The 17,668-nt window shown below is 68.3% G+C and carries 20 protein-coding genes and 2 tRNA genes; 9 read left to right on the forward strand and 13 right to left on the reverse strand.

The window, feature by feature from the left end:
- Positions 1–25 precede the first annotated feature (25 nt).
- From AC07X5_RS09355 to AC07X5_RS09395, 9 genes are all read left to right on the forward strand, one after another.
- A complete protein-coding gene (locus AC07X5_RS09355; protein ID WP_494769898.1) occupies positions 26–1,240 on the forward strand; it encodes an IscS subfamily cysteine desulfurase in 1,215 nt (404 codons plus the stop codon).
- Positions 1,241–1,287: 47 nt separating this feature from the next.
- Positions 1,288–1,686 (forward strand): Fe-S cluster assembly scaffold IscU, encoded by a 399-nt coding sequence (gene iscU / locus AC07X5_RS09360; RefSeq protein ID WP_007851274.1) that lies wholly within the window; start codon positions 1,288–1,290, stop codon positions 1,684–1,686.
- 6 nt (positions 1,687–1,692) lie between these two features.
- Complete coding sequence (gene iscA / locus AC07X5_RS09365) at positions 1,693–2,016, forward strand: iron-sulfur cluster assembly protein IscA (RefSeq protein ID WP_184855850.1); 324 nt, start codon at positions 1,693–1,695, stop codon at positions 2,014–2,016.
- Positions 2,017–2,111: 95 nt separating this feature from the next.
- Entirely contained in the window at positions 2,112–2,630 is a 519-nt protein-coding gene (hscB, locus tag AC07X5_RS09370; RefSeq protein ID WP_409956906.1) for a Fe-S protein assembly co-chaperone HscB, read from the forward strand.
- 74 nt (positions 2,631–2,704) lie between these two features.
- Positions 2,705–4,573, forward strand: coding sequence for a Fe-S protein assembly chaperone HscA (gene hscA / locus AC07X5_RS09375; RefSeq protein ID WP_494769899.1), 1,869 nt, complete (start codon positions 2,705–2,707; stop codon positions 4,571–4,573).
- 36 nt (positions 4,574–4,609) lie between these two features.
- Positions 4,610–4,948, forward strand: coding sequence for an ISC system 2Fe-2S type ferredoxin (gene fdx / locus AC07X5_RS09380; protein ID WP_057203111.1), 339 nt, complete (start codon positions 4,610–4,612; stop codon positions 4,946–4,948).
- 1 nt (position 4,949) lies between these two features.
- Positions 4,950–5,663, forward strand: coding sequence for a DNA polymerase III subunit epsilon (gene dnaQ / locus AC07X5_RS09385; protein WP_409956902.1), 714 nt, complete (start codon positions 4,950–4,952; stop codon positions 5,661–5,663).
- 39 nt (positions 5,664–5,702) lie between these two features.
- Positions 5,703–5,777 (forward strand) — tRNA-Val (locus AC07X5_RS09390).
- Between the two features lie 57 nt (positions 5,778–5,834).
- Positions 5,835–5,909 (forward strand) — tRNA-Val (locus tag AC07X5_RS09395).
- A 54-nt stretch (positions 5,910–5,963) separates the two neighbouring features.
- Here the strand turns inward: AC07X5_RS09395 and AC07X5_RS09400 are convergent.
- The 13 genes from AC07X5_RS09400 to AC07X5_RS09460 form a co-directional block, all read right to left on the reverse strand.
- Positions 5,964–6,935 (reverse strand): MBL fold metallo-hydrolase, encoded by a 972-nt coding sequence (locus tag AC07X5_RS09400; protein WP_494769900.1) that lies wholly within the window; start codon positions 6,933–6,935, stop codon positions 5,964–5,966.
- Between the two features lie 73 nt (positions 6,936–7,008).
- Entirely contained in the window at positions 7,009–7,746 is a 738-nt protein-coding gene (locus AC07X5_RS09405) for a GntR family transcriptional regulator (protein WP_409956898.1), read from the reverse strand.
- Positions 7,747–7,762: 16 nt separating this feature from the next.
- On the reverse strand, positions 7,763–8,452 hold the full coding sequence (locus AC07X5_RS09410) for a cysteine hydrolase family protein (protein WP_494769901.1): 690 nt from the start codon (positions 8,450–8,452) through the stop codon (positions 7,763–7,765).
- A complete protein-coding gene (locus AC07X5_RS09415) occupies positions 8,449–10,053 on the reverse strand; it encodes an ABC transporter ATP-binding protein (protein WP_494769902.1) in 1,605 nt (534 codons plus the stop codon). The genes AC07X5_RS09410 and AC07X5_RS09415 overlap by 4 nt, the downstream gene beginning before the upstream one ends.
- A gap of 18 nt (positions 10,054–10,071) precedes the next feature.
- On the reverse strand, positions 10,072–10,773 hold the full coding sequence (gene biuH, locus AC07X5_RS09420; protein ID WP_494769903.1) for a biuret amidohydrolase: 702 nt from the start codon (positions 10,771–10,773) through the stop codon (positions 10,072–10,074).
- A gap of 19 nt (positions 10,774–10,792) precedes the next feature.
- The gene (locus tag AC07X5_RS09425) at positions 10,793–11,713 is read right to left on the reverse strand and encodes an ABC transporter permease (RefSeq protein WP_409956891.1); all 921 of its coding nucleotides are present in this window, start codon (positions 11,711–11,713) and stop codon (positions 10,793–10,795) included.
- Positions 11,710–12,807 (reverse strand): ABC transporter permease, encoded by a 1,098-nt coding sequence (locus AC07X5_RS09430; protein ID WP_494769904.1) that lies wholly within the window; start codon positions 12,805–12,807, stop codon positions 11,710–11,712. Before AC07X5_RS09430 ends, AC07X5_RS09425 begins: the two co-directional genes overlap by 4 nt.
- Positions 12,808–12,820: 13 nt before the next feature.
- Positions 12,821–13,960 carry a BMP family ABC transporter substrate-binding protein gene (locus tag AC07X5_RS09435; protein WP_494769905.1) on the reverse strand — a complete coding sequence of 380 codons (1,140 nt, stop codon included), beginning with the start codon at positions 13,958–13,960 and terminating at the stop codon, positions 12,821–12,823.
- Between the two features lie 46 nt (positions 13,961–14,006).
- On the reverse strand, positions 14,007–14,387 hold the full coding sequence (hpxZ, locus tag AC07X5_RS09440; RefSeq protein ID WP_409956887.1) for an oxalurate catabolism protein HpxZ: 381 nt from the start codon (positions 14,385–14,387) through the stop codon (positions 14,007–14,009).
- A gap of 5 nt (positions 14,388–14,392) precedes the next feature.
- Positions 14,393–15,811 (reverse strand): AtzE family amidohydrolase, encoded by a 1,419-nt coding sequence (locus AC07X5_RS09445; RefSeq protein ID WP_494769906.1) that lies wholly within the window; start codon positions 15,809–15,811, stop codon positions 14,393–14,395.
- On the reverse strand, positions 15,808–16,014 hold the full coding sequence (locus AC07X5_RS09450; protein ID WP_409956883.1) for a DUF4089 domain-containing protein: 207 nt from the start codon (positions 16,012–16,014) through the stop codon (positions 15,808–15,810). The genes AC07X5_RS09445 and AC07X5_RS09450 overlap by 4 nt, the downstream gene beginning before the upstream one ends.
- The gene (locus AC07X5_RS09455; protein ID WP_494769907.1) at positions 16,011–16,832 is read right to left on the reverse strand and encodes an ABC transporter ATP-binding protein; all 822 of its coding nucleotides are present in this window, start codon (positions 16,830–16,832) and stop codon (positions 16,011–16,013) included. The genes AC07X5_RS09450 and AC07X5_RS09455 overlap by 4 nt, the downstream gene beginning before the upstream one ends.
- Complete coding sequence (locus AC07X5_RS09460) at positions 16,829–17,659, reverse strand: ABC transporter permease (RefSeq protein WP_409956879.1); 831 nt, start codon at positions 17,657–17,659, stop codon at positions 16,829–16,831. The genes AC07X5_RS09455 and AC07X5_RS09460 overlap by 4 nt, the downstream gene beginning before the upstream one ends.
- Positions 17,660–17,668: the final 9 nt, after the last annotated feature.

The following is a 17,668-nucleotide window of genomic DNA, read 5'->3' on the forward strand; positions in this document are numbered from 1 at the left end:
AGCAACTTCCTGAGCCAGCCACGCCATGACTCCACACTTTCCCATTTACCTCGACTACGGCGCTACCACCCCGGTGGATCCCCGCGTCGTGGACGCCATGATCCCCTGGTTGCGCGAGCACTTCGGCAACCCGGCATCGCGCAGCCACGCCTGGGGCTGGGAGGCGGAAGAGGCGGTGGAAAAGGCCCGCGTGCAGGTGGCAGACCTGATCCATGCCGACCCGCGTGAGATCGTCTGGACCAGCGGCGCCACCGAATCGATCAACCTGGCCTTGAAGGGCGCGGCCCAGTTCTACAAGGGCAAGGGCAAGCACCTGATCACGCTCAAGACCGAGCACAAGGCCGTGCTGGACACCATGCGCGAGCTGGAGCGCCAGGGTTTCGAAGCCACCTACCTGGACGTCAAGGAAGACGGTCTGGTGGACCTGGAGGCCCTGAAGGCCGCCATCCGCCCCGACACCATCCTGGTGAGCATCCTGTTCGTGAACAACGAGATTGGCGTTATCCAGGACATCCCGGCCATCGGCGCGCTGTGCCGTGAGAAGGGTGTGCTGCTGCACGTGGATGCGGCGCAGGCCACCGGCCGCGTCGAGATCGACATGAACACCCTGCCCATCGACCTGATGAGCATGACCGCGCACAAGACCTACGGCCCCAAGGGCGTGGGCGCTCTGTATGTGCGCCGCAAGCCCCGCGTGCGCCTGGAAGCGCAGATGCACGGTGGCGGCCATGAGCGCGGCATGCGTTCGGGCACCTTGCCCACGCACCAGATCGTGGGCATGGGCGAGGCCTTCCGCATCGCCAAGGAAGAAATGGCCGAGTCCAATGCCAAGGCCCATGCGCTGCAGCAGCGCCTGCTCAACGGCCTGAAGGACATCGAGCAGGTGTTCATCAACGGCAGCATGGAACGCCGCGTGCCGCAGAACCTGAACATGAGCTTCAACTACGTCGAAGGCGAGTCGCTCATCATGGGCATCAAGGGCCTGGCCGTGTCGTCGGGTTCCGCCTGCACCTCCGCCAGCCTGGAGCCGAGCTACGTGCTGCGCGCCCTGGGCCGCAGCGACGAGCTGGCCCACAGCAGCCTGCGCATGACCATCGGCCGTTTCACGACCGAGGAAGAGATCGACTACGCGATCGCCACCATCCGCGAAAACGTCGCCCGCCTGCGCGAGCTGAGCCCGCTGTGGGAGATGTACCAGGATGGCGTGGACATCAGCACCATCCAGTGGGCCGCCCACTGACGCACCGACCGACCGAATTGCATTGAAGAATTGAAGAGGTAGACATCATGGCTTATTCAGACAAAGTGGTTGACCATTACGAGAACCCCCGCAATGTGGGCTCGTTCGACAAGGGTGACGAGTCGGTGGGCACCGGCATGGTGGGCGCGCCCGCCTGCGGCGACGTGATGAAGCTGCAGATCAAGGTGAACCCCGAGACCGGCGTGATCGAAGACGCGCGCTTCAAGACCTATGGCTGCGGCTCGGCCATCGCCTCGTCCTCGCTCGTGACCGAATGGGTCAAGGGCAAGACGCTGGACGAAGCGGCAGCCCTCAAGAACAGCGTGATCGCCGAAGAGCTGGCCCTGCCGCCCGTCAAGATCCACTGCTCCATCCTCGCGGAAGATGCCATCAAGGCCGCCGTGCTCGACTACAAGACCAAGCACGCTGCGGCTGTGACCGCCTGATCGACCATGGCCATCACGCTGACCGAAGCCGCTGCGCGGCACGTGACCCGCTACCTGAGCCGCCGCGGCAAGGGGCTGGGCGTGCGCCTGGGCGTCAAGACCACGGGCTGCTCGGGCCTGGCCTACAAGCTCGAGTACGTGGACGATACCGAGCCGGAGGACGTGGTGTTCGAGAACCACGGCGTGAAGGTGCTGATCGATCCCAAGAGCCTGGCCTACATCGATGGCACGGAGTTGGACTTCGTGCGCGAGGGCCTGAACGAGGGCTTCAAGTTCAACAACCCCAACGAGCGTGACCGCTGCGGTTGCGGCGAGAGCTTCCGCGTCTAGGCCCAGGCAGGCGATCAAGCCTGCGTTGATGCGCCCAGCCAAACCGCCATCGCACGCACTCGTGCTGGCGGTTTTTTCTTGACCCATTCCCCTCCATGAACCTGCAATCCGACGATTTCGAACTGTTCGGCCTGGCGCAGCGCTTCGCGCAGGAGCGCAGCGCCATCGACGCGCGCTGGAAGGAGCTGCAGCGCGAAGCCCACCCCGACAGGTTCGCCGCCCAGGGGGCAGCAGCCCAGCGCGTGGCCATGCAGTGGTCGGTGCGCATCAACGAGGCCTACCAGCGCCTGAAAGACCCGCTGCGCCGTGCCGCCTATTTGTGCGAGCTGCGCGGTGCGCCCATCCGCGCCGAGGACAACACGGCCATGCCGGCGGCCTTCCTGATGCAGCAGATGGAGTGGCGCGAAGCGCTGGACGATGCCGAGGGCGAAGCGGCGCTGGATGCGCTGGACGACGAGGTGCAGCAGGCCCGCCGCACTGCATTGGCCCGCTGCGGCCAGTTGCTCGATGAGGCGGGCGATGCCCCGGGGGCGGCCCGAGAGGTCAGAGCCCTCATGTTCATTGCGCGATTTGGCGAGGATATCGAGCGCCGCCGGGATCAACTGGGACAATAGAGCCAGCCCCTTCCCCCGGGCCGCGAGGCGGGCCCAGGGACACCAAGAACACGACGACAAGAATTCAACACGCCATGGCGCTTTTGCAGATCTCCGAACCCGGCCAGTCCCCCGACCCGCACCAGCGGCGCATTGCCGTGGGCATCGACCTCGGGACCACGCATTCCCTGGTGGCCGCCGTGCGCAACGGTGTGGCCGAATGCCTGCCCGACGACCAGGGCCGGGTGCTGCTGCCTTCGGTGGTGCGTTACCTGGACAAAGGCGGCCGCCAGATCGGGCACGACGCCGTGGCCGCGCAAGCGCACGACCCGCGCAACACCATCTCATCGGCCAAGCGCTTCATGGGGCGTGGCCTCAAGGACGTGGCCGATGCCGGCAAGCTGCCCTACGACTTCGTGGCGTCGGCCGATGGCGCCCAGGGCATGGTAAGCCTGGCGACCGTGGGCGGCGTCAAGTCGCCCGTGGAGGTGAGTGCCGAGATCCTGGCCACGCTGCGCTACCGTGCGGAGGACACCTTCAACGACGACCTGTACGGCGCCGTGATCACCGTGCCCGCGTACTTCGACGACGCTCAGCGCCAGGCCACCAAGGATGCGGCCCAATTGGCTGGCATCCACCTGCTGCGCCTGATCAACGAGCCCACGGCTGCCGCGATCGCCTACGGCCTCGACAACGCCAGCGAAGGCGTCTATGCCGTGTACGACCTGGGCGGCGGCACCTTCGACATCTCCATCCTGCGGCTCACGCAGGGCGTGTTCGAGGTCATCGCCACCGGTGGTGACTCGGCCCTGGGTGGGGATGACTACGACGCCGCGCTGGCCGACTGGGTGCTGCAGCAACTGGGCCGCAGTGCCGAGACCCCGGGCGACAAGGTCGCGGCCCGCATGGCGGCCCGTGCCTGCAAGGAGGCGCTGAGCGCCGCGGACAGCGCCACCTTCAGCGCGCAGCTGGCGGGCGAGGGCGTTCAGCACGCCGTGTCGCGTGCCGATTTCGAGGCCGCCACGGCCCACCTGACCACGCGCTCCATGGGGGCCGTGCGCCGCGCGCTGCGCGATGCGCAGCTCACGCGCGACGAAGTGCAGGGCGTGGTCATGGTCGGCGGCTCCACCCGCATGCCGCAGGTGCAGCGCGCCGTGGCCGAGTTCTTTGGCACCGAACCGCTCACCAACCTGAACCCCGACGAGGTGGTGGCCTTGGGCGCTTCCATCCAGGCCAACCAGCTGGCCGGCAACAACACCGCCGGCGACCTGCTGCTGCTCGATGTGATCCCGCTGTCACTGGGCATCGAGACCATGGGCGGCCTGGTGGAGCGCATCGTGGCGCGCAACGAGACCATTCCCACCGCCAAGGCGCAGGACTTCACCACTTACAAGGACGGCCAGACGGCCCTGGCCATCCACGTGCTGCAGGGCGAGCGTGACCTGGTGCAGGACTGCCGCAGCCTGGCGCGATTCGAGCTGCGCGGCATTCCGCCCATGGCGGCCGGCGCCGCGCGCATCCGCGTGACCTTCACCGTCGATGCCGACGGCCTCTTGAGCGTGAGCGCCAAGGAGCAGGGCAGCGGCGTGGAGGCGCGAATCGACGTGAAGCCCTCCTATGGCCTGTCGGACGACGAGATCGCCCGCATGCTGCAGGACGGCTTTGCCACCGCCGCGCAAGACATGCGCGCCCGCGCCGTGGTCGAGGCCCGCGTGGATGCCGACCGCATGCTGCTGGCCACACAGAGCGCGCTCGATGCCGATGGCGATGTGCTGTCGGCCACCGAGCGCGCCGACATTGACGCCCTGATGAAGGCCCTGGGCCAGCAGCGCGAGTCCGACGACGCCGCCGTGATCGAGGCCGCCACCGAGGCTCTGGCCAAGGGCACCGAGGCCTTTGCCGCGCAGCGCATGAACCGCGGCATCCAGCAGGCGCTGGCAGGCCGCAACGTGCAGTCCTTCTGAGCCCTTCACACACCCCACAAGAACAAGACGCCCACCATGCCCGTCATCAGAATCCTGCCCCACCCGGAATACTGCCCCGCCGGCGCCGAGATCACCGCGCCCGCCGGCACCTCGATCTGCGAGGCCATGCTGGACAACCACATCGACATCGAGCATGCCTGCGACATGAGCTGCGCCTGCACCACCTGCCACGTCATCGTGCGCCAGGGCCTGTCCTCGCTCAACGATGCCGAGGAAGAAGAGGAAGACCTGCTGGACCGCGCCTGGGGCCTGGAGCCACAATCGCGCCTGTCGTGCCAGGCCATCCTGGCGCAAACCGATGTGACCGTGGAAATCCCCAAGTACACGATCAACCACGCCAAGGAAAACCATTGAAATGACCCGGCAGATCGTTCTCGACACCGAAACCACCGGCCTCTCGGCCGAGGGCGGCGACCGCATCATCGAACTCGGTTGCGTGGAGCTGCTCAACCGCAAGCTCACGGGCAACAACCTGCACTTCTACTTCAACCCGGGGCGCGACAGCCACGAGGACGCGCTCAAGGTGCACGGCATCAGCAACGAGTTCCTGCGCGACAAGCCCAAGTTCGCCGAGCTGGCCCCGGACATCCTCGCGTACCTGCAGGGCGCCGAGATCATCATCCACAACGCGGCCTTCGACGTGGGCTTCCTGAACAAGGAGCTCGAACTCACGGGCCGCCCGCCACTCAAGACCTATGTCGCCAGCGTGACCGACACCCTGGCCATGGCCAAGGAGATGTTCCCCGGCAAGCGCAACTCGCTCGATGCGCTGTGCGACCGGCTGGAAGTGGACAACTCGGGCCGTACGCTGCACGGCGCCTTGCTCGATGCCGAGCTGCTGGCCGACGTCTACATCAACATGACGCGCGGGCAGGATGCGTTGCTGGTCATCGACGAGACCGACGACAGCGCTGGTGGCATCAGCGTGGCTGCCATCGATCTGCGCAGCCTGGTGTTGCCTGTCTTGCCTGCCAGCGAACAGGAAGTGGCCTCGCACGCCGAGGTGCTCACGCAGATCGACAAGGCGAGCAATGGCAAAACAATCTGGCGAAAATTCCAAACGGCCTGAAAAACTGTTCTATAATCTAAGGCTTGTCGCAGCGACAACGGGAGATTAGCTCAGGGGTAGAGCACTGCATTCACACTGCAGGGGTCGCAAGTTCGAAACTTGCATCTCCCACCATCTCGCTCGCAGACAAGCAAACCACGGCAAAGTCCTTCGCACGAAGGATGGCGCTGCGGGAGATTAGCTCAGGGGTAGAGCACTGCATTCACACTGCAGGGGTCGCAAGTTCGAAACTTGCATCTCCCACCAATTCGAAACCCTTGCAGGCTTACGGCCTGCAAGGGTTTTTTCATTGCGACGCGCTCAATTGTGGGCCTTGCCGCAACCGGCTGAGCAGGTGCCGGCCGCCGTGAACTCCATGGTTCGTCCTGACAGCGGCACCACCACCGGCACGCGCGAGGCCTTGATGAAGGCCTCGGTCTTGCTGCCCGGGCGCACCACGCCGTCCACCGTGCCGACCTCGTTGACGTGGGATGCGATCACGGTGGCGGGCTTGACCAGGTCGTTGATCACGTACGCGGCTTCGGCGGGGCCGGTGCTGAAGCCGTCGCCGATGTTCATCACCGCCAGCCTGGCCTTGTAGTAGTCGCGCACCACGCGCTCCTGGTCGGCGGTGATGCCCGTGTCCCCCGACAGGTAGGCCACGAGGCCGTTGCTGAAGGTCAGCACATAGCCCGTGGCCAGGCCCACGTCGCCGGCGATGCCGGCCGCCTTCATCGCGTCGCCCAGTTGGCCGCCGATGTAGTCCGGGTCCACGCCGTTGCTGTGTACGGCCGTCACCGTGGCGATGCGCACCCCACTGACGGTGACGCTGCCGCCGAAGCGCGCCAGCATGGAATTGGCCGGGTCGCCGCCATTGGCCTTGAGCTTGGCCGCGAAGAAGGGCGGCATCTCGCTGCCGGTCACGATCTTCGATTTCTTGGCCAGCGCGATGTTCACCACGCTGGAGTTGGGCAGGGCCGAGACGGACATGTCGGGGCTGGCACAGGTTCCGGAATTCGGTGCCTTGTTGTGCGCATTGCCCACGTGGTCGCCATGCATGTGGCTCACGAGGATGATGTCGATCTTGCCCAGCCGCGGGTCGCCGGCCCCTGCCACCGTGCGGCCAGGGTCGTACAGGATGCGCGTGCCATTGGGGTCTTCGAAGACCAGGGCCCGGTCCTGAGGGCACAGTTCGCCCTCGATGCCGCCCAGCGGCGTCACCTTGACGTTCTGGGCCTGGGCCGACAGGGCGGTGGCCAGGAAGAGGGCGGCGGCAGAGAACTTCAAGCGCATGGCATCTCCTCGTTCGGTAGGTGGGCGGGGCTGCGACTGCTGCCATAGCCCCGCAACCCGCAGATTGTGTCACTTACCCGGCATTGGGCCCCAGGCGCGCCATGTGCACCTGGTGCAGCGTGATCTTGCGCACCTCTGCCTGGCTGGTCTGGATGTGGGCGCGCAGCAGCATGGCGGCCTGGTCGCCGCGGTGGGCGCGGATGGCCTTGAGGATGGTGGCGTGCTCGTCGTAGGTCGCCTCGATGCGCGCCTGCTGCGTGAAGTCGAGCCGGCGGATGATGCGGATGCGCTCGGTCACGTCGCGGTGCACGCGCGTCATCTCGGCATTGCCGGCCGCGCGCACCAGCGCGCAGTGGAAGGCCTCGTCCCACGCGGCCACCTGCAGGGTGTCGGTGCTGCGCTCGGCCACCGGCACCAGCCAGATGCGGTTGAGTTCGTCGAGCAGCCGGTGGTCCACCGGCATGGACTTGAGCGCGCCGGCCCCCTCGTCGCACAGGCGGTGCACGGCCGTGGTCTCCAGCACCATGCGCAGGTCGTAGAGCTGCTCGAACTGGTCGAAGTCGAAGGGCAGCACGCGCCAGCCGCTGCGAAACAGCACCTCCACATAGCCCTCCTGCTGCAGGCGTACCAGTGCCTGGCGCACGGGGGTGCGCGAGACGCCCAGGCGCTCGCAGATCTCGTTTTCGGTGAAGCGGTCGCCGGGCACCAGCTTGAACTCGCCCACGTCGCGCTTGAGCTGGGCGTACACATCGTCGGCGCGCGAGCTGCGGGCCGGTTTGGTCTTGGACAGGGGGAGGGCGGGTGTCTGCACAAGGCGACTTTAGCAACTACGAAGCGGAGGGAAGGTCAGCCAATGCCGACAGCAAGGCCGCTGATGGGGCTGTCCACCCGACGATGGCGCCCTGGGCGCGCAGCATCTCGATGGCGGCCGCCTTGAAATGCGGGAAGTAGCTCTCGGTGCAGTCTTCCAGCAGCAGGCCATCGTAGCCCCGGTCGTTGGCCTCGCGCATGCTGGTCTGCACGCAGACTTCGGTGGTCACGCCCATGAAGACGAGGTGGGTGATGCCGCGCGCCTGCAGGGTTTCGTGCAGGCCGGTGGCGTAGAACATGCCCTTGCCGGGCTTGTCGACCACGATCTCGCCCTCCAACGGGGCCAGGGCCGGGATGATCTGGTTGCCCGGCTCGCCCGCGACCAGGATGCGGCCCATGGGCCCTTCGTCGCCGATGCGCAGCTGCGGGTTGCCGCGCAGCCGCTTGGCGGGCGGGCAGTCCGACAGGTCGGGCCGGTGCGATTCGCGCGTGTGCACCACCAGGCCGCCTGCGGCGCGCCAGGCGGACAGTACGGCCTGGCAGGCGGGCACGATGGCTTCGAGCAGCGACACATCGTTGCCCAGGGTCTCGCCAAAGCCACCGGGCTCGATGAAATCGCGCTGCATGTCGATGATGACCAGCGCGGTGTGCGCCAGCGCGAAGCGGTAGTCGAAAGGGTTGGCGTGGAGGGTGGTCGTCGGGCTCATGCCGCTTCCTGGTGGCGTGTGTGCTCGTGCCCGCCGCCCATGTAGGCGCCCAGCACATGGCGCTCGGCAATGGAGGCCGGGGTTTCATGGACGATGCGGCCCTCGCTCATGACCACGATGCGGTCGGCCAGCTCCAGCAGTTCGTCCAGGTCTTCGCTGATCAGCAGCACGGCCCCGCCGCGCTCGCGCACGCCCAGGATGCGGGCATGGATCTCGGCCACGGCCGCGAAGTCCAGCCCGAACACCGGGTTGGCCGCGATCAGCACATTGATGTCGCCTGCCAGCTCGCGCGCCAGCACCGCGCGCTGCACGTTGCCGCCCGACAGGCTGCGGATGGGCGCGCCCTCGCCCTGGGTCTTGACGCCATAGCCTGCGATCCACTCGCGCGCGCGGCTGCGCCAGGCGGCAAAGCGCAGCACGCCGCCGCGGCGCAGCGGCGGCTGGTCGAAGTCGCGCAGGGCCATGTTCTCGGCCACCGACAGGTCGCCCACGCAGGCGTTGCGCAGCGGCTCCTCGGGCAGGCTGCGTACCTTGAGTTCGCGGTTCTGCGTGCGCGTGGCGGTGTAGTCCCGGCCCAGCACCTGCACCCGGCCGGCCAGGCGCGGGCGCTGGCCCACCAGGGCCTCGACCAGTTCGCGCTGGCCATTGCCCGATACGCCGGCCACACCCAGCACCTCGCCCCGGCGCACCACGAGGTCCAGGCCCGGCAAGGCCAGCGTACCTCGGTCGCCCGGGGCCTGCAGGCCCTGCACCTGCAGTGCGACCTCGCCCGGCGTGGCACCGGTGTCGGCAGCCGGCGCCGGGCGGACGGTGATGGACGGGGCGTTGGCGGTCTCCCCCATCATGGCCTGGGCCAGGGCCTGTGGCCCGGTATCGGCCACGCGGCCATGGTGCACGGCCTGGCCCCGGCGCAGCACAGTCACGGCGTCGGCATAGGCCATGACTTCGCGGAACTTGTGCGTGATGATGACGACGCTGCACTGCCCGCTCTGCGCAAAGGCGCGCACATGGCCCAGCACCTCGTCGGCCTCCTGTGGGGTCAGCACCGAGGTGGGCTCGTCCAGTATCAACAGCCGTGGGCGCAGGTACAGCTGCTTGAGCAGTTCGAGTTTCTGCTTTTCGCCGGCCGCCAGTTCCGAAGGTCGGGCATCCAGGTCCAGCCGGAAGGGCGTGGTGGTCAGAAAGGCCTGCAGTTCGGCCCGCTTGGCGCGCCAGTCGATCACCGCCGGGGTCTGGCCGGCGGCCAGCAGCAGGTTCTCGGCCACCGTCATGCCCGGCGCCAGCGTGAAGTGCTGGTAGACCATGCCGATGCCCAGGCTGCGTGCGACGATGGGGTTGGCGATGGCCTGCTCGCGCCCGTCGATCAGGATGGCGCCTTCCTCGGCGCGCTGGAAGCCGGCCACGCATTTCACCAGCGTGCTCTTGCCCGCGCCGTTCTCGCCCAGCAGGGCATGCACGCTGCCGGGTTCCACGCGCATGCTCACGCGGTCCATGGCGGTGAAGCTGCCAAAGCGCTTGGTCAGGTTCCAGGTCTCCAGCGCCAGCGCGCCGGTGCCGGAGGGCAGGGCGCCAATGGGGTGGTCGGGCAGGTGGTCGGACATGGCGTGGTTCCTTGAGGGCTATTCCAAGGCCATCAACAGATCGGCCGAAGTGGCATGCGCCCCGAACACGCCGCCCTGCATGGTCACCATGTTCAATGCGGCCTGGTGGTTGGCCGGATCGGTGGCGGCCGTGCAGTCCGAGAGCAGCAGGCACTCGTAGCCCCGGTCATTGGCCTCGCGCATGGTGGTGTGCACGCAGACGTCGGTGGTGATGCCGGCGAGGACGAGGTTCTGCACGCCCGCCAGGTGGAGCACCATGTCCAGGTCGGTGGCGTAGAACGAGCCTTTGCCGGGCTTGTCGATCACCACCTCGCCGGGCAGCGGCGCGAGTTCGGGGATCAGCTCCCAACCCGGCTCGCCGCGCACCAGGATGCGCCCGCAGGGCCCGGCATCGCCGATGCCCAGGCCGTCCTTGCCGATCTGGCGCGAGCGCCAGCGCTTGTTGGCCGGCAGGTCGGCCAGGTCGGGCCGGTGCCCCTCGCGGGTGTGGATGATGCGAAATCCCTGCGCGCGCATCGCCGGCAGAAGGCGCTGCAGCGGCGCGATGGGCGCCCGCGTGAGGGCGATGTCGTAGCCCATCACGTCCACATAGCCGCCGATGCCGCAGAAGTCGGTCTGCATGTCGATCAAGAGCAGCGCCGTGTTGTCCGGGCGCAGGTCGCCGTTGTAGGGCCAGGCATAGGGGTTGGCCTGGACATGGCGGGTAATGGGGCTGGTCACGAGGGTCGCTCCTTAGCGCTTATTTGGTTGAAGACAGCTCACCGGGGCTGCCGGCCGCGACACTGCCGGGCTTGCAGGTCACCACCAGGATGAGCAGGGTCAGCACATAGGGCACGGTGTTGAAAAGGTGGTAGCCCCAGCCCACACCGACCGACTGCAGGGCCGGGCCGATGGCGCCGGCGCCGCCGAACAGCAGGGCCGCCACCAGGCAGCGCAGGGGGCTCCAGCGCGCGAAGATCACCAGCGCCACGGCGATCAGGCCCTGGCCGCTGGAGATGCCCTCGTTCCAGCTGCCGGGGTAGAACAGGGTCAGCGAGGCGCCGCCCAGCCCGGCGATGAAGCCGCCCGCCGCCGTGGCAGCGATGCGGATGCCCGGCACCGAGTAGCCCAGGGCACGCGTGGCGTTGGCCGAGTCGCCCGCCAGCCGCACCAGCAGGCCCCAGCGCGTGCGCGCAAAGGCCCACCAGAGGACCACGGCCAGCACGATACCCAGTGGCAGCAGGGCATTGACCTGCAGGGCCGACTGCACCACCGGTGAGTCGCTCCAGCTACCCAGCGGCAGGGCGGGGATCTGCGGGGCCTGCGGCTGGATCAGCGGCTTGCCCAGGTAGAAAGCCAGGCCCGTGCCCAGCAGCATCAGCGCGATGCCGGTGGCCACGTCGTTCACGCGCGGCAGCGAGCACAGCACGCCGTGCAGCGTGGCCAGCAGGGCACCAGCAGCAGCACCGGCCAGCACGCCCAGCCAGGGCGAGCCCGTGAGGTAGGCGCCGCCGAAGGCCGCCATGGCCGAGAGCACCAGCACGCCCTCCAGCCCCAGGTTGATGCGGCCCGATTTTTCGGTGAGGCATTCGCCCAGGCTCACGAACAGGAAGGGCACGCCCACGCGCAGGGCCCCGCCCACGATGGCGGCGACGAGGGCAATCCATTGGTCTGTGCTCATATCGCCTCCACGTGGGCAGTCGGTGCCGGGGTGGTTCCGGTGTCCTCGGACCGCTTGCGGCGCTGGGCCCACCAGGTCCGCCAATCCACGTCGCGCAGCGCCTCGCTGGCCAGGATCAGCACGAAGGCAATGCCCTGCAACACCATCACCGAGGCATCGGGCAGGCCCAGGCGCCGCTGCAGCAGGCTGCCCGCTGCGCCGAAGCCGCCGAACACGATGGCCACCGGGATGATGGCCACCGGGTTGTGCCGTGCGATGAACGCCACGAGGATGCCTGCATAGCCATAGCCCGCGATCAACGCCCCGTTGGCATTGGTGTGCACGGCCGCCACTTCCACCGCGCCGGCCAGGCCGGCCGCCGCACCGCCCAGGGCGCAGGCCAGCAGCACCAGGCGCGTGGCCGGAAGGCCCACGAGTTGTGCCGCGCGCGGGTTGCCGCCCACCACGCGCACCGAGAAGCCCGAGGCCGTGAAGTGCAGCCACAGGCCCAGCGCCACGCAGGCCAGCACACCCAGCACCAGGCCCCAGTGCACGTCGGACCCGGCGATACCGCCGATCAGCAGTCCGGGATCGAGGCTGGGCGTGGCCGGCTTGTTCAGGCTGGCCGGGTCGCGCAGCGCACCTTCCACGAAGTGCTTGAACAGGCCGATTGCCACGTACGACAGCAGCAGGCTGCTGATGGTCTCGTTGATGCCGCGGTACTGGCGCAGCCAGCCCGCCAGCATGATCCACAGCGCGCCGGCCACCGCGCCAGCGGCACAGGCCAGCACCGTGCCTGCCGCGTTGGTGGGCAGGGCCACGGCCATGGGCAGGGCCGCGGCGGCCAGGCCGCCGAGCACCAGCGCGCCTTCGCCCCCGATCACCGTGAGGCCAGCGCGCGCGGGCAGCGCCACGCACAGGGCGGTGAGCATCAGCGGCGCGGCGCGCTGCAAGGTGTTCTGCCACGAGAACCAGTCGCCGAAGGCGCCCTTGAACAGCGTCGCCCACACGTCCAGCGGGTTCACGCCGGCAAAGCCGACGAAGCCGCCGAACAGCAGCAGCGCCAGGGCAATGGCGGCAACAGGCAGGAGGATGTCCTTGGCGGCCGGATGCATGGCAGTCCTTCGCTCAGAAAGAACCCAGGACGCCTTCGACCAGGTAGTCCATCTTTTCCAGCTCCAGGTCGGTCTGCTTGAACGACTTGCCGCTGGCGATGACCTCCTTGCCCTTGTTGGTCTTGAGCGGGCCCTTGAAGATGTCGAAGCCGCCCGCGACCATCTTCGCCTTGGTCTCGTCGGCCTGCTTCTTCGCCGCATCGCTCACGGCCGGGCCGTAGGCCGACATCTTCACGAAGCCTTCCTTCAGGCCCCCGCGCAGGAAGTTGGGGTGCGGCTTGCCGGTGCGCGCCGCCTCGATGATGGTGGTGTAGGCCGTGAGCCAGTTCCACTCGGCCCCCGTCAGGTAGGCCTGGGGCGCCAGCTTGGCCTGGCTGGCGTGGTAGCCGCAGACCATCTTGCCGCGCTTGGCCGCGGTCTCCACGATGACCTTGGGCCCGTCCACATGCATGGTGAACACGTCGCAGCCCTGGTCGGCCAGACTGTTGGTGGCCTCGGCCTCCTTGACGGCCATGGACCATTCGCCCGTGAAGATCACGCTGCAGGTGATGCCCGGCTTGACCGAGCGCGCCCCCAGCGTGAAGGCGTTGATGTTGCGCAGCACCTGCGGGATGGGTTTGGCCGCGATGAAGGCGATCTTGCCGCTCTTGCTCATGTGGCCGGCCACCACGCCGTTGAGGTACTGGCACTCGTCGATGTAGCCGAAGAAGCTGCCCGCGTTCTTGGGGTGCTTGCCCTCGGTCCACATGCCGCCGCAGTGCGAAAAGCGCACGTCCGGGTACTTGGCGGCCAGGGCCAGCAGGTGCGGGTCGAAGTAGCCGAACGAGGTGGGGAACAGCAGCTTGGCGCCGTCCTGCGCGATCATGCCGGTCATGGTCTTCTGCACGGCGGCGGTTTCGGGTACGTTCTCTTCTTCGACCACCTTCACGCCGGGCATCTTCTTGAGCTCGGCCGCCGCCTGGGCATGGGCCTGGTTGTAGCCGTAGTCGTCGCGCGGGCCCACATAGATCACGCCCACGGTGAGCGGGGCCTGTGCGTTCGCCTGCAGCGCCCAGCCGCCCAGGGTGCCTGCAACGCCGAGCGCCGCGAGGGATTGGAGGGATTCGCGGCGGTTCGGGTGGGCAAGGCGGGGCATGGGTTTCTCGTGTTGCATGGCAGTCCTTTCGGCAGGTGGGTTTCAGGGGAAAAAAGGGCAGGGGTCAATCGAGCAGGCTGACGTGGGCGGCCACCACGCGCCAGCCGGCTGGCGTGCGCAGCCAGGTCTGGCTCTGGCGGCCGGTGCGGGCGCTGCCCTCGCGCTGGAATTCCACGTTGGCGGTGGCGAAGTCGCGCCCATAGGTCGTGATCTCGGTGCGCAGCAGGCGCCGCTGCAGGCCCTGGGACGGGCGCGCGGCGCGAAACGCCTGGATCTGCGCGTAGCCGTACAGGTTTTCGGTGGCGCCATAGCGCAGGGTGTGGGGGCTGTCCCAGAACAGCTCGTCGAGCACATCGACCTTGTTGTTCACCAGCGCGTCTTCGTAGCGGGCGAACACGGCCTGCACTTCGGCAAGCACCTCCGGCTGGTTGATGGGGTAGTGCATGGCGTTCACAGAGTGGCTATGGGGGCGTGGCAGATGCCGGCGGCCTCCAGCGCGGCGGCGGCGCGCAGCACCAGGTCTTCGCGCCAGGGCGCGGCGATGAGCTGCACGCCGATGGGCAGGGTGGGATGCGCGCCCCATACCGGCACGGAGCACACGGGCAGGCCGATGCACGAGATGGGCTGGGTCAGCAGGCCCATGTTGGGGCGCAGCGGCAGGTCGCGGCCGTTGAGGTCCAAGCGCTCGGTGCCGATGGGTGTGGCCGCGCAGGGTGTGGCAGGGGCCAGCAGCAGATCGTAGCGCGCCAGCACGGCGGCAGCAGCGCGGGCATAGCGGCCGCGCACGCGCTGGGCCCGCGCCACCCAGGCCGCTGGGATCAGTGCACCGGCCAGGAAGCGGTCGCGCGACAGCGGTTCGAAGTCGGCCGCCCGCGTGCGCAGGTTGTCCAGGTGCAGCGCACCGGCCTCGGCATTGGTGATGAGGAAGGCTGCCGCACGGCCGGCCTCCACCAGCGGCAGTTCCACCGGCTCGGCCTCGGCGCCCAGCGCCTGCGCCACCCGGGCGACGGCGGCACGCGCCTCGGGCAGGGCGTTGTTTGCAAAGTAGCCGCCGAGCACACCGATGCGCAGGCCGACCGTGCCGAGTCCCAGTGTGTGGAAAACCGGCTCCACAGGCCGCTGCGCGCAGCCGGCATCCGTGTGCGCGCCGGGTGCCTCGGGCCCCTGCAGTGCGTCGTAGGCCAGTGCCAGGTCGCGCACGCTGCGCGCCATGGGGCCCAGGTGGTCCAGGCTGGAGATGAAAGGAAAGCTGCCCGTGCGCGGCAGGCGCCCGAAGGTGGGCTTGAGGCCGAACACCCCGCACAGCGAGGCCGGCACGCGGATGGAGCCATTGGTGTCCGAGCCCAGGGTGATGGGCACCTGGCCGGCGGCCACCGCCGCACCCGAACCGCCCGAGGAGCCACCCGCGATGCGCGCCAGGTCGTGCGGGTTGTGGCAGGCGCCCGCGTGGCTGTTCTCGGTGGTGAAGCCGTAGGCGTACTCGTCCATGTTGAGGGCACCGACCAGGATGGCGCCCGCGGCCTCCAGCCGCTGCACCAGCAAGCCGTCGGCCGTGGCGGGTGCTGCGTCCCGCTCGATCTTCGAGCCCGCCAGGGTGGCCATGTCCGCCACGTCGAACAGGTTCTTCACCGCGAAGGGCACGCCGAGCAGCGGCAGGGCCGCCTGCGTGCCATCGGCCAGGCCGGAATCGATGCGCGCGGCGCGTGCCAGGGCACGGGTGCCCAGCACTTCGGTGAAGGCGTTCACACGGGCGTCGGTCTGCCCGATGCGCGCCAGGCAGGCCGTTACCAGCGCTGTGGCCGTCACGTCGCGCGCCGCCACGGCCTGCGCCATGCCGGCGGCGTCCCGTTGCCACCACGGGCCTGTCATGCGCTGCCCTCCTGCGGTGACACGGGCACGAAGGCCATGGCGGGTTCGTCCGTGGCGTCCAAGGGCACGGCGTTGACGGTGTCGGCGAAGCCGCTGGCCAGGGCCAGGTAGCCGAGCACGGCCGCGCGGTGCTCGGGCGCGATGGGCAGGCCGATGGCGGCCGAGGCGGCGTCCAGGTAGCGTTCGAGTTCGGCGGCGTTCATCGGCGCACCTCGCGCTGGAAGATCTCCAGGCTGAGCTTCTTCGTCGCCACGAAACCGGGTTCGCTCAGCGTGGCCAGGGTGCGCGGGCGCGCGTCCTCGTAGTGCAGGATCTCGGCCACCTTGGTCGGGCGCTTGGTCAGCAGCAGCACCTCGTCGGCCAGGTAGACGGCTTCTTCGAGGTCATGCGAGACCAGCAGCATGGTCGTGCCGGTCTGCATGAACACCTCCTGCAGCTTCTCGCGGATGAACAGCGTCATCTCGAAGTCCAGCGCCGAGAAGGGCTCGTCGAGGAACAGCACCTCGGGGTTGGGCGCCAGCGCGCGCATGATGGAGGCCGTCTGCTGCTGTCCGCCCGAGAGCTCGTAGGGGTAGCGGTTGAGGTCGAACTTCACGTCGAACGAGGCCACCAGCTCGGCCATGCGGCGGTCCACCTCGGCCTTGCTCCTGCCTTCGAGCTTGAGCGGGTAGGCGATGTTGTCGATGGTGCGCATCCACGGGAACATCGCCTCGCGGTAGTTCTGGAAGACGTAGCCGATCTTGGTGTCCTTGAGGCTCTTGCCGTCGAACAGGATCTCGCCGCTGTCGATAGGCACGAGGCCGGCGATCATGTTGATCAGCGTGCTCTTGCCGCAGCCATTGGGGCCGAAGACCGAGACGATCTTGTGCTTGGGGATGTCGAGGTCGAAGTCCTCGTACAGCGGCCAGCCCGCGAAGTACTTGGTCAGACCGCGGATGGTGATGTGGGTGCCGGCCGGGCCGGGGGTGAAGGCGCGGCGGGGCAGGTCGGCGTACACGGCGCCGTTGACGACGGCGTTCATCGGCCGCTCCAGTGCACGATCTTGCGTTCGGCGACGAGGAACAGGATGTTCAGGGCATAGCCCAGCGCGCCGGCAGCCAGGATGGCGGCGTACATGCTCTTGACGTTGAGCACCTGCTGCGCGTCGATGATGCGGTGGCCCAGGCCGTTGTCGGAGCCGATGAACATCTCGGCCACGATGACGATGACCAGCGCCATCGACACGGCCGAGCGCAGGCCGACGAAGGTGGGTTGCAGGCTTTCCCAGACCAGCACGTCCTTGAAGATCTGCCAGCGCGAGGCGCCCATGACGCGCGCCGCCATCACGCGCTGCTTGCGGGCGTTGATGACGCCGTAGGCGCTGTTGAAGATGACGATCAAAAAGGCGCCGAATGCGGCGATGGCGACCTTGTTCACATCCGACACGCCGAAGATCAAGAGGAACAGCGGGATCAGGGCCGAGGAGGGCGTGGAGCGGAAGAAGTCGATCAGGAACTCCACGCTGCGGTAGGCGCGCTCGTTGCTGCCCAGCAGCACGCCCAGGGGCACACCGACCACGGCGGCGATCAAAAAGGCCTGCACCGTGCGCCAGACGGTCACGGCAAAGTCCAGCAGCAGCGGCCCGCCGGCCAGGCCGGTGACCAGGGTGAGCACGGTAGTGCCGGGCGGTGGCAGCAGGATGGGCTTGATGAAGCCCAGGCGCACCACCAGGTCCCAGACGATGAACAGGGCCAGGGGGCCGGCGAAGGGCAGGAACCGGTCCCAGGCGGGCTTCTTCGGTACGGCGGAGGCCGCCTTGCCCGCGGGTGGCGACCAGGCGCCGGCGGTGGTGGAGGTCGTGTCGGCCATGGTGCGCCT

This window comes from Acidovorax sp. GW458-11-26-14-TSB4, assembly GCF_059423865.1.

Bases quoted from the DNA above. Each gene is read 5' to 3' on its own strand.
- AC07X5_RS09415 (WP_494769902.1), bottom strand. From the start codon at position 10,053: ATGTCCGACCACCTGCCCGACCACCCCATTGGCGCCCTGCCCTCCGGC.
- AC07X5_RS09450 (WP_409956883.1), bottom strand. From the start codon at position 16,014: ATGAACGCCGCCGAACTCGAACGCTACCTGGACGCCGCCTCGGCCGCC.
- AC07X5_RS09400 (WP_494769900.1), bottom strand. From the start codon at position 6,935: ATGCGCTTGAAGTTCTCTGCCGCCGCCCTCTTCCTGGCCACCGCCCTG.
- AC07X5_RS09430 (WP_494769904.1), bottom strand. From the start codon at position 12,807: ATGCATCCGGCCGCCAAGGACATCCTCCTGCCTGTTGCCGCCATTGCC.
- dnaQ (WP_409956902.1), top strand. From the start codon at position 4,950: ATGACCCGGCAGATCGTTCTCGACACCGAAACCACCGGCCTCTCGGCC.
- hscA (WP_494769899.1), top strand. From the start codon at position 2,705: ATGGCGCTTTTGCAGATCTCCGAACCCGGCCAGTCCCCCGACCCGCAC.
- AC07X5_RS09410 (WP_494769901.1), bottom strand. From the start codon at position 8,452: ATGAGCCCGACGACCACCCTCCACGCCAACCCTTTCGACTACCGCTTC.
- fdx (WP_057203111.1), top strand. From the start codon at position 4,610: ATGCCCGTCATCAGAATCCTGCCCCACCCGGAATACTGCCCCGCCGGC.
- hscB (WP_409956906.1), top strand. From the start codon at position 2,112: ATGAACCTGCAATCCGACGATTTCGAACTGTTCGGCCTGGCGCAGCGC.
- AC07X5_RS09445 (WP_494769906.1), bottom strand. From the start codon at position 15,811: ATGACAGGCCCGTGGTGGCAACGGGACGCCGCCGGCATGGCGCAGGCC.
- AC07X5_RS09455 (WP_494769907.1), bottom strand. From the start codon at position 16,832: ATGAACGCCGTCGTCAACGGCGCCGTGTACGCCGACCTGCCCCGCCGC.
- AC07X5_RS09435 (WP_494769905.1), bottom strand. From the start codon at position 13,960: ATGCAACACGAGAAACCCATGCCCCGCCTTGCCCACCCGAACCGCCGC.
- AC07X5_RS09460 (WP_409956879.1), bottom strand. From the start codon at position 17,659: ATGGCCGACACGACCTCCACCACCGCCGGCGCCTGGTCGCCACCCGCG.
- iscA (WP_184855850.1), top strand. From the start codon at position 1,693: ATGGCCATCACGCTGACCGAAGCCGCTGCGCGGCACGTGACCCGCTAC.
- AC07X5_RS09425 (WP_409956891.1), bottom strand. From the start codon at position 11,713: ATGAGCACAGACCAATGGATTGCCCTCGTCGCCGCCATCGTGGGCGGG.
- hpxZ (WP_409956887.1), bottom strand. From the start codon at position 14,387: ATGCACTACCCCATCAACCAGCCGGAGGTGCTTGCCGAAGTGCAGGCC.
- AC07X5_RS09355 (WP_494769898.1), top strand. From the start codon at position 26: ATGACTCCACACTTTCCCATTTACCTCGACTACGGCGCTACCACCCCG.
- iscU (WP_007851274.1), top strand. From the start codon at position 1,288: ATGGCTTATTCAGACAAAGTGGTTGACCATTACGAGAACCCCCGCAAT.